Here is a 9,701-nt window from a genome sequence, read left to right as displayed (position 1 = left end):
GCAGTGGCTTTACCGGCAATACCTCTTGCCGAGCATGGCTCGGCACTACATTGGCATTGCTGGTAATACCCCTGCCGAGCATGGCTCGGCACTACAGGGGCGGGTCAGTTGCGGTGCGCGGTGCCCAGGTACTCGGCGCTCTGCATCTCGATCAGGCGGCTGGCGGTGCGCTCGAAGGCGCCAGCCAGGCGGGTGCCGCTGTACAGCAAGGGCGGTGCGTCCTGGGCGGTGCAGACCAGGTTGACCTGGCGGTCGTACAGCTCATCGATCAGATTGACGAAGCGGCGCGCGGCATCTTCGTTGAGGCGATCGAAATGCGGGATGCCACCCAGCAACACGGTGGTGAACTCGCGGGCGATCTCGATGTAGTCCGACGGCCCACGCGGGCCTTCACACAGTGCGGCGAAATCAAACCATGCAATGCTCTTGCCACGGCCACGCACCGGGATCTTGCGACCTTCGATCTGGATGTTGCCGCCGCGTGCTTCTTCAGCACCGCTCAGCTCCTTCCAGCGTCCGGCCAGCCACGCATCACTCTCAGCATCGAGCGGCGCGCGGTATACCGGCGAGCGGGTCAGCGCGCGCATGCGGTAGTCCTCGGTGCCTTCGGCGTACAGCTCGACGCAATACTTCTCCAGCAAGGCAATCGCCGGCAGGAAGCTGTCACGCTGCAGGCCGTTGAGATAGAGGTTCTCCACCGCCGTATTGGAGGTGGTCACCAGGGTCACGCCCTCGGCGAACAGCCGCTCCAGCAAGCGCCCCAGCAACATCGCATCGCCGATATCGGTGACGAAGAATTCATCCAGCACCAGCACGCGCAGCTTGTCGCGCCACTGCTGGGCGATCTTCGCCAGCGGGTCGCTCTGCCCCTGATGCAGGTGCAGCTGCTCGTGGATACCGCGCATGAAGCGGTGGAAGTGGGTGCGGTACTTCTGCTCGATCGGCAGGCCGTCGTAGAACAGGTCGACCAGGAAGGTCTTGCCGCGTCCAACACCACCCCAGAAGTACAGGCCCTTTACCGGCTCGGGCTTCTTCCAGAACGCGGACAAACGATCAAGCCAGCCGTCCTGTGCACTGTCGACAATGGCCAGGTGGATGCGGTCCAGCTCGGCCAACGCGGCGTGCTGGGCAACATCGTCGCGCCAATCGCCGCGGGCCACGCCGGCGGCGTAGCGTTGTGAGGGGGTCATTGCATCCATGCTCAGTTGCTGCCGTCGGGCAGCCAACGCCGCACTTCATGCTGGATGGCGCCACGCAGGTCAATCAGCTTGCGATGGAAGAAATGCGAGGTATCCGGCATGCGCACCAGCTGGGGCGGATTCGGCAGCGATTCCAGCCACTGGTACACACCCTGCGCGTCGACCACTTCGTCGGCATCGCCCTGCACTACCAGCCAGTTGGCCGGCGGCTGCACTTCGGAGAAATCCCAGGTGCGGCGGCCAACCGGCGGTGCGATCGAGATCAAGGCCTGCGGCTGCAACTGTGCAGCGGCGCGCAGCGATACATAGGCGCCGAAGCTGAAACCGGCCAGCCACAATGCGGCATCCGGGCGTTCGCTGCGCACCCAGTTGACCACCGCGCGCAGGTCGTCGGCTTCGCCTTCACCGTTGTCGTAGGTGCCGACCGAGGCGCCGACGCTGCGGAAGTTGAAACGCACGGTGGAGATGCCCAGGTCGCGCAGCGCGCGCGAGACCATGGTCACCACCTTGTTGTGCATGCTGCCGCCCTCGATGGACAGCGGGTGGCAGATGACGGCGATGATCGGACGTGCGGCGGACTCGCCATCGGGCAGGTCGATGCCGACTTCCAGCGGACCGGCCGGGCCGTCCAACATCAGCGTCGCCGATTCGTGGGGGAATGGGAGAGTTTGCATGCGGCCATAATAGCGGCCCCGTCCGGCGGCTTCACGCCCGCCCTTCACAACTGCCCAAATCCATGCATTTCCTTGTCCTGAGTGTGATCTGCAGTGTTCTGGTATCGGTGCTGCTGAAACTGGCACCGCGTCGTGGTGTCGATATCGCCCAGGCGGTGACCTGGAACTACCTGGCTGCCAGCGTGCTGTCGCTGTTGTTGCTCAAGCCTTCCTTGCAGTCACTGCAGAGCGGGCATACGCCGTGGCTGGCGCTGCTTGGCCTTGCCGTGGCCCTGCCCGGCATCTTCCTGGTGCTTGCGCGCGCAGTACGCGAGGCCGGCATCGTACGCAGCGACGTAGCCCAGCGGCTGTCCTTGCTGCTATCGCTGGCTGCTGCCTTCCTGCTGTTCGGCGAACAGGCCAATGGCTGGAAGCTGGCCGGGCTTGGGTTGGGCTTATTGGCCATCGTCGGTGTGACCGCGCGCGATGGCGGCACCGCAGAGCGTTCGCGTTCCAGCTGGGGCTGGTTGCTTGGAGTCTGGGCCGGCTTTGCCTTGATCGACATCCTGCTCAAGCAGGTGGCCGCCGCCGGTACGCCGTCCATCGCGGCCCTGCTGGTGAGCTTCGGCATCGCCTTCGTACTGATGCTTGTGTGGCAGCTGCAGCGGCACGTCAGCGGCAAGAGCCGGCTGACGCTGGGCAATCTTGGCTTTGGCCTGCTGCTCGGGCTGCTCAACTTCGGCAACATCCTGTTTTACGTGCGGGCGCACCAGGCGCTGCCACACAGCCCGGCGACGATTTTCGCGGGCATGAACATTGGCGTGGTGTGCCTGGGTGCGCTGGTCGGCGTACTGGTGTTCGGCGAGAAGACCAGCGTGTGGAACCGCGTTGGCCTAGCGCTGGCGGTGGTGGCGATAGCCTTGATTGCGCGCGGGACGCTTTGAGGGTTTCTGCTGGCTTGGAGCAACAGCAAAGGCACCCCTCCCCGGCCCTCCCCTTCGCTGCGCGAAAGGGAGGGAGAAAAACTGCCCCCTCCCTTTGCCGCAGGCAAGGGGAGGGCGGGGGAGGGGTGCTCTTAAGCTTCTAGCTTCTAGCCCTCACCTTAAGGCTCAAACCCCAACAGCAACGGATCATGGTCCGAGCTGCGCCACGGCCCCGGCACATTGCGGCCCTGATAACCAACCTCGTCGGCCTCATCGGCATTGATATGCCACTCGGCGGCGCCCTTCAGCCGTGCGGCCATGCCCGGGCTGAGCAGCGCGTGATCCAGACGACCGGTCAAACCGTTGTAGACGTAGCTATAAGGCTGCTGCACACCGGCTACCTTGAACGCGTCCTGCCAGCCGTCGGCATTCAAGGTGCGGATCGGGTCTTCCATCGCATAGGCGTTGAAGTCGCCCAGCAGCACCGCATCACGGCTGCCGGTGCCGGTGGGATCTTCCTGCAGCCAGCTGTGCAGCAGCTTGGCCGATTCCACGCGGGTCGCGTTCCAGCAGCCCTGGCCATCATTGCGGTCGGCATTCTCACCGCTCGCTTCCGAGCAGCCCTTGGACTTGAAGTGGTTGGCCACCACCACGAACGGGGTGCCCTTGCGACCCATGCGGAAGGCCTGTGCCAGCGGCACGCGGCTGCGTTCGCCAAACGGCTCGCGCTCCAGCACCGCAGGTTTGCCAACTGGGCTCACCTTTGAAGCGCGGTAGATGATGCCGACCCGGATCGGGTTGTCGCCCGGGCCCTTGCCTGCATCGACGAAGCGCCAGTCGCCATCCTTGCCCCGCGCGGCGTTGAGCGCACGCACCAGCTGATCGATAGCCGAGCCCGGGCCATAGCCGTCGTTCTCCAGCTCCATCAGCGCGGCAACATCGGCATTGAGGCTGCCGATGGTGGTGATCAGCTTGGCCTGCTGTGCCGCCTGCTGTTCGGCGGTCTTGGCACCACGCAGGGTCGGATAGCCGCCGCCCTTGCCGTCGCCATTGAAGTAATTCTCCAGATTGAACGCTGCGATGCGCAGGCCGCCAGCCACGGTCGGTGGCTGCTGCGGACGCTCTGCATCCACGACTACCGGCGCGGTCAGCTGCAGGCGATAGCCGCCATCGAAACGCTGGTCGACGATGCCCTGCACGTCGCGCAGCTGCGCGCCGCTGCGCAGCAGCTGGTCCGCAGCCAGATAGGGCACCGCGCCCGGCTCACGCTTGCCGCTGGCATCGTCCAGGCGCAGGCGACGGCGGTTGTTGTCGGCAATCACCGCTGCCTGTTCGGGGCTGCCGGCGGCGGCCACTTCGCTGGGTTGCCACAGGCGGCCACCGAAGGCAGCGGTCAGTTCACCGTAGCGCGACAGTTGATCCTGGCCGGCCACGGTCAGGCCGCTCGGAATGCGCACCTGCATGCCTTCCAATGCTTCCCAGTTGGCCGGCACATCGGTCAACACCAGCGCTGCCGGCAGTGGGCGCGCGGCGGCTGGAATGACGGTCTGCGCCTGCAGCGTGGTCAGGCCCTGCCCGCTCTTGCCGGCGGCCTGCTCTTCGACGGTGCCGGTAATGCGCAGCCACTGGCCGACCTGCACGGCCTGCTCCTTGGGGACAACCACGAACAAGGCATCTGACGTATTGGCATCGCCGTCACCTGCGTCCTGCACGAAGATGCCGCCCAGGCCATCACGCATATCTGCGGTCACCGCGCCCTCGATGGTGACGGTCTTGCCCGCATATGGGCTGTGGTCGGTCGTGCCCTGCACGCTGCCGATCGGCAGTACGACCGGCTTGGAGGGGGCAGCCAGCGCCGCGCCGGAACAGGCGGCAGCCAAGGCCAGGGCAAGCAAGCTAGGGGTACAACGCATGGACGCACTCCGGGGAAGACGGAAACACAAAGCGCCGCCCTGGTGGGGCGGCGCCGGCTATTCTGCAGCAATCGGGTCTATTGCCAGCTGCGTGAGTCTGGCGGCTTTCTATTTCAGATTGGCCAGCATCCAGTCCACGGTGGCGTGGATCTGCTCTTCGCTGAGCCCGGCATTGCCGCCCTTGGGCGGCATGATGCCGCCGTCCGGGCCGGTATAGCCCTCGATGGCGTGCTTGTAGAGGGTGTCCTTGCCCTGCGCCAGGCGCTTGTCCCAGTGGCTGTGGTCCAAGGTCGGCGCGTTGCCCACGCCGGTGGTGTGGCAGGCAGTGCAGAGGCTGTCGAAGATGGTCTTGCCGTCCAGAGTGCCACCGTAGGCGCCGCTGGCGGCTGCCGCGGCGGCAGCTGCTGCAGAGGCGGCGGCCTGTGCCGATGCACCGGTGGCACCGGCATACACCGCACCGATGGGCGCAATGCGTTCCTCGATGCGTTTGGTCGCGGTCGGCGACACTTCCTTGGGAATGACGTGCTGCAGGTAGGACGCGAAGATGATCAAGCCAATCGTGATGACGGCCAGGATGGCGATCACGATGGAAAAGCGTTTCAGGAACTCAAGGTCGTAATTCCGCACGTCTCATCACCCCGGGCGAGTTGTCGGTGGACCAGCAGCTGCTGGGCGAGTATAGACCAGCGTCCGCCCGCTCCCGCAATGCCCATGAACACGCACAGAAGTGCGGCATTGCAGCATCCCAAGGTGGTTACAGCACTCAGTGCGGCAGCGGTGCTCCAGCTGCGCGCAGGCACAGCGCACTGATCGCGCTGACCAGATGTTCGCCATCGCGCAGGCCATCGCGGCTGGGCGCGGTCGGCCCGACCAAGGCTTCGGTAAAGGCACCGACGATGCAGGCCGCGCTGATCTCCAGATCCTGCGCGGGCAGTTCGCCAGCGCGCACGCCGTCTTCGAGGATGCGCTTGAACACATCACCGAACAGACGCCGGCAGCGGATGCGCTCGGCCTCCACTTCCGGGTCCACCGGCTCGGCGATGAAGGCATAGGCCAGGCCCGGACCGGCCATGGCGCGGCGCACGAATGAGGCCACCGCCAGTTGCAGCCGCTGCGGCGCCGGCAAGGGCTCATCGGCAATGGCGGCGAGGATCTCCAGCTCGTGCTCGACGGCGAAGGTCAGCACCTCGACGAACAGCTCGGCCTTGGACGGGAAATGCCGGTAGATCAGCCCGGTCGACACCCCCGCCTCGGCCGCCACCGCAGTGATCGGCGCATTGCGGTAGCCGCCCGCAGCCACCAGCCGGCGGGCCGCGACCAGGATCCGCTCGCGGTTACCCGCCAGCCGTTTTTCCATCAATTCCGAGCGCTTGTAAGCCATTTGTTGATTCTATGTTCAATTTTTGAATTTGTATTCACTTTTTACCCGGGAGCCGCTAGGCTGCGCGCAAACGCCCGTGCCGACGGCCTGCCCGTCCCCCCAACCCGGTGCGCCCCTTATCGCCAAGCAGTACCGGAGCCAGCCATGCACGTCCCCACCCTGAATTTTGATCTGGGCGAAGAAATCGACATGCTGCGCGAAAGCGTGGCGCAGTTTGCCGCCGCGCACATCGCGCCGCTGGCAGCCGAAGCAGACGCCAGCAACCACTTCCCCAACCAGCTCTGGCGCCAGCTCGGCGAACAGGGCCTGCTGGGCATGACCGTGGAAGAAGAATACGGCGGCAGCGGCATGGGTTACCTGGCGCATGTGGTGGCGATGGAAGAAATCTCGCGCGCCTCCGGCGGTATCGGCCTGTCCTACGGCGCGCACTCCAACCTGTGCCTCAACCAGCTGCGCAAGAACGCCAGCGAAGCACAGAAGCACAAGTACCTGCCCAAGCTATGCAGCGGCGAACACGTTGGTGCTTTGGCGATGAGCGAGCCGGGTGCGGGTTCTGACGTGGTGTCGATGAAGCTGCGCGCCGACCTGCGTGGTGACCACTACGTGCTCAACGGCAACAAGATGTGGATCACCAATGGTCCCGATGCCGACGTGCTGATCGTCTATGCCAAGACCGATGCGAATGCCGGCTCGCGCGGCATCACCGCCTTCATCATCAAAAAGGGCATGAAGGGCTTCTCCACCGCGCAGAAGCTGGACAAGCTCGGCATGCGCTCGTCCAACACCTGCGAGCTGGTGTTCCAGGACTGCGAAGTGCCGGTCGAGAACGTGCTGGGTGCAGTCGGCGGCGGCGTCAAGGTACTGATGTCCGGCCTGGACTACGAGCGCGTGGTGTTGTCGGGCGGCCCGCTCGGTCTGATGTCTGCGGCGCTGGATGTGGTGCTGCCGTACGTGCATGAGCGCAAGCAGTTCGGCGAAGCAATCGGCACCTTCCAGCTGATCCAGGCCAAGCTGGCCGACATGTACGTCGGCCTCAATGCCTGCCGCGCCTATGTGTATGCAGTGGCCAAGGCCTGCGACCAGGGCCGCACCACGCGCCAGGACGCGGCTGGCGCGATTCTTTACTCGGCCGAGAAGGCGACCTGGGCGGCAGGTGAAGCGATCCAGATCCTTGGCGGCAATGGCTATATCAACGAGTACCCTGCTGGCCGTTTGTGGCGTGATGCCAAGTTGTATGAGATTGGTGCCGGCACTTCCGAGATCCGCCGTATGTTGATTGGGCGCGAGTTGTTCCAGAAGACCGCATAAATGCCGCTTAAGCCCCTCTCCCGCTTGCGGGGTGAGAGGGGCAGCTTGCGAACCACTGGTTCGCTGCCCGTCGAACGACCTTGCGCCAGCGCAAGGGCCGGGGCGCGGAGCGGGGGTTGGGGTGAGGGGAAGCTTCTAGCAAGCAGACCCAGTGCTTTAAAAGCTCCCCTCATCCGCCCCTGCGGGGCACCTTCTCCCGCAGGCGGGAGAAGGGACGCAACAGCAACAGCAGAGCAACGGCAAAAGCCAAGCAAAAGCCAAGCAAGAGCCAAGCAAGAGCCAAGCAAGAGCAAAGCAAGAGCAAAGCAACAGCAAAGCAAAAGCAAAAGCAAAAGCACCAACCCTGCCGCCATGTTTACGCGCGCAGACAAGCTCAAGAATCCAGGACCTCGGCCATGACCGTACTCACCTCCCAGCTGCAACCCGGCAGTGACAGCTTCGAAGCCAACCGCGCCGCGATGCAGGCCCAGGTCGATGATCTGCGCGCCACACTTGAAGCCACCGCGCGCGGCGGCAGCGATGCGGCCCGGGCCAAGCACAGTGCACGCGGCAAGCTGCTGGTACGTGAACGCATCGATGCCCTGCTCGATCCCGGCAGCCCCTTCCTTGAGGTCGCACCGCTGGCTGCGCACGGCATGTATGCCGATCCGGTGCCCGGCGCTGGCATGGTCGCCGGCATCGGCCGCGTCTCCGGGGTGGAATGCCTGATCGTCGCCAACGATGCCACGGTCAAGGGTGGCACCTATTACCCGGTGACGGTGAAGAAGCACCTGCGCGCGCAGGAAATCGCCCAGCAGAACCGCCTGCCCTGCATCTACCTGGTCGACTCCGGCGGTGCCTTCCTGCCGCTGCAGGATGAAGTCTTCCCCGACCGCGATCATTTCGGCCGCATCTTCTACAACCAGGCCAATCTGTCGGCGCAGGGCATCCCGCAGATCGCCTGCGTGATGGGCAGCTGCACCGCAGGCGGCGCCTATGTGCCGGCGATGAGCGATGAGACCGTCATCGTCAAGGAACAAGGCACCATCTTCCTCGGCGGTCCGCCGCTGGTGAAGGCCGCCACCGGTGAAGTGGTCAGCGCCGAAGAACTGGGCGGGGCCGACGTGCATACGCGCATCTCCGGTGTTGCCGACCACATGGCCGACAACGACCTGCAGGCGCTGGCGCGGGTGCGCTCCATTATCGCCAACTTGAACTGGCGCAAGCCCGATGCGGGCGTTGCCCTGCAGGCCAGCGAGGCGCCGTTGTTTGATGCGCATGAGCTTTACGGGGTGATTCCCTCCGATACACGCAAGCCCTATGACGTCCGCGAGGTGATCGCGCGCATCGTCGATGGTTCGCGTTTCGATGAATTCAAGCCGCGCTATGGCAACACCTTGGTCACCGGTTTCGCGCATGTGCATGGCCATCCGGTCGGCATCATCGCCAACAATGGCATCCTGTTCTCCGAGTCCGCGCTGAAGGGCGCGCACTTCATCGAGCTGTGTTGCCAGCGCAATATCCCCTTGCTGTTTCTGCAGAACATCACCGGCTTCATGGTCGGCCGCAAGTATGAGCACGGCGGTATCGCCAAGGATGGTGCCAAGCTCGTCATGGCGGTGGCCAACGCACGCGTGCCGAAGTACACGGTGGTGATTGGTGGTTCGTTCGGTGCCGGCAACTACGGCATGTGCGGGCGCGCGTATTCACCGCACTTCCTGTGGATGTGGCCGAATGCGCGGATCGGGGTGATGGGCGGTGAGCAGGCGGCCAGTGTGCTGGCCACGGTCAAGCGCGATGGTATCGAGGCCAAGGGGGGTGCGTGGTCGGCCGAAGAGGAAGATGCGTTCAAGCAGCCGATCCGCGATCAGTTCGAGTTGCAGGGTCATCCGTATTACGCGAGTGCGCGTTTGTGGGATGACGGGGTGATTGATCCGGCGGATACGCGCCGGGTGCTTGGGCTGGCCTTGGCTGCCAGTCTCAATGCGCCTGTGCAGGACACACGGTTTGGTGTGTTCCGGATGTGATGCGCATGCAGCCCCTTCTCAAGACAACGTCAGGAGCAAGGGCTTTCACTCCCCTACGGGGAGCGAGTCACTTTTCTTTGCTTGTGCAAAGAAGAAGTAACCAAAAGAAAGCACACCCTGCCTCCGCGCCCGGCACGCTGCGCGTGCCGGGTCCACTCCACCGGTGGGATTTTTCGACACGACATCCCTGTCGTGGCAAAAAACGATGTGCATCCCTGCACGTCGCCCTTCGGGCATTTCCCACCGGCTCCGTCGCTACGGAAGGGGCCCGTAAAGCCGATGCAAGAGCAACCGCAACAGCACCGGCGAAAGCCTTTG

At 64.5% G+C, this 9,701-nt stretch carries 8 protein-coding genes; 3 read left to right on the top strand and 5 right to left on the bottom strand.

Annotated features, from left to right (window positions below):
- Positions 1–104: 104 nt before the first annotated feature.
- Together zapE and ACVOLS_RS14165 are read right to left on the bottom strand one after the other, a co-directional pair.
- On the bottom strand, positions 105–1,199 hold the full coding sequence (gene zapE, locus ACVOLS_RS14170) for a cell division protein ZapE (RefSeq protein ID WP_481546128.1): 1,095 nt from the start codon (positions 1,197–1,199) through the stop codon (positions 105–107).
- A gap of 2 nt (positions 1,200–1,201) precedes the next feature.
- A complete protein-coding gene (locus tag ACVOLS_RS14165; protein ID WP_481546127.1) occupies positions 1,202–1,873 on the bottom strand; it encodes an alpha/beta hydrolase in 672 nt (223 codons plus the stop codon).
- A gap of 62 nt (positions 1,874–1,935) precedes the next feature.
- On the opposite strand from ACVOLS_RS14165, the gene ACVOLS_RS14160 reads away from it, so the two are divergent.
- Entirely contained in the window at positions 1,936–2,796 is an 861-nt protein-coding gene (locus ACVOLS_RS14160; RefSeq protein ID WP_481546126.1) for an EamA family transporter, read from the top strand.
- 158 nt (positions 2,797–2,954) lie between these two features.
- On the opposite strand, the gene ACVOLS_RS14155 is transcribed toward ACVOLS_RS14160, so the two are convergent.
- The 3 genes from ACVOLS_RS14155 to ACVOLS_RS14145 form a co-directional block, all read right to left on the bottom strand.
- The gene (locus ACVOLS_RS14155; protein ID WP_481546125.1) at positions 2,955–4,688 is read right to left on the bottom strand and encodes an ExeM/NucH family extracellular endonuclease; all 1,734 of its coding nucleotides are present in this window, start codon (positions 4,686–4,688) and stop codon (positions 2,955–2,957) included.
- Positions 4,689–4,796: 108 nt separating this feature from the next.
- A complete protein-coding gene (locus ACVOLS_RS14150) occupies positions 4,797–5,315 on the bottom strand; it encodes a c-type cytochrome (protein ID WP_481514223.1) in 519 nt (172 codons plus the stop codon).
- Between the two features lie 136 nt (positions 5,316–5,451).
- Positions 5,452–6,069 carry a TetR/AcrR family transcriptional regulator gene (locus ACVOLS_RS14145; protein WP_481546124.1) on the bottom strand — a complete coding sequence of 206 codons (618 nt, stop codon included), beginning with the start codon at positions 6,067–6,069 and terminating at the stop codon, positions 5,452–5,454.
- 144 nt (positions 6,070–6,213) lie between these two features.
- Here ACVOLS_RS14145 and ACVOLS_RS14140 point away from each other — a divergent pair, with 144 nt between their 5' ends.
- Entirely contained in the window at positions 6,214–7,377 is a 1,164-nt protein-coding gene (locus ACVOLS_RS14140; protein ID WP_481546123.1) for an isovaleryl-CoA dehydrogenase, read from the top strand.
- A 395-nt stretch (positions 7,378–7,772) separates the two neighbouring features.
- Positions 7,773–9,383, top strand: coding sequence for a carboxyl transferase domain-containing protein (locus ACVOLS_RS14135; RefSeq protein ID WP_481546122.1), 1,611 nt, complete (start codon positions 7,773–7,775; stop codon positions 9,381–9,383).
- The last annotated feature ends 318 nt before the right edge of the window (positions 9,384–9,701 follow it).

It is taken from the genome of Stenotrophomonas sp. STEN038 (assembly GCF_056759895.1).
The sequence above is the reverse complement of the archived record's forward strand: the minus strand, read 5'-3'. Positions and strand labels throughout refer to the sequence as shown.

What these genes read in the sequence shown, in the direction of transcription:
- zapE (WP_481546128.1), bottom strand. Translation starts at nt 1,199, where the DNA reads ATGGATGCAATGACCCCCTCACAACGCTACGCCGCCGGCGTGGCCCGC.
- ACVOLS_RS14165 (WP_481546127.1), bottom strand. Translation starts at nt 1,873, where the DNA reads ATGCAAACTCTCCCATTCCCCCACGAATCGGCGACGCTGATGTTGGAC.
- ACVOLS_RS14160 (WP_481546126.1), top strand. Translation starts at nt 1,936, where the DNA reads ATGCATTTCCTTGTCCTGAGTGTGATCTGCAGTGTTCTGGTATCGGTG.
- ACVOLS_RS14155 (WP_481546125.1), bottom strand. Translation starts at nt 4,688, where the DNA reads ATGCGTTGTACCCCTAGCTTGCTTGCCCTGGCCTTGGCTGCCGCCTGT.
- ACVOLS_RS14145 (WP_481546124.1), bottom strand. Translation starts at nt 6,069, where the DNA reads ATGGCTTACAAGCGCTCGGAATTGATGGAAAAACGGCTGGCGGGTAAC.
- ACVOLS_RS14140 (WP_481546123.1), top strand. Translation starts at nt 6,214, where the DNA reads ATGCACGTCCCCACCCTGAATTTTGATCTGGGCGAAGAAATCGACATG.
- ACVOLS_RS14135 (WP_481546122.1), top strand. Translation starts at nt 7,773, where the DNA reads ATGACCGTACTCACCTCCCAGCTGCAACCCGGCAGTGACAGCTTCGAA.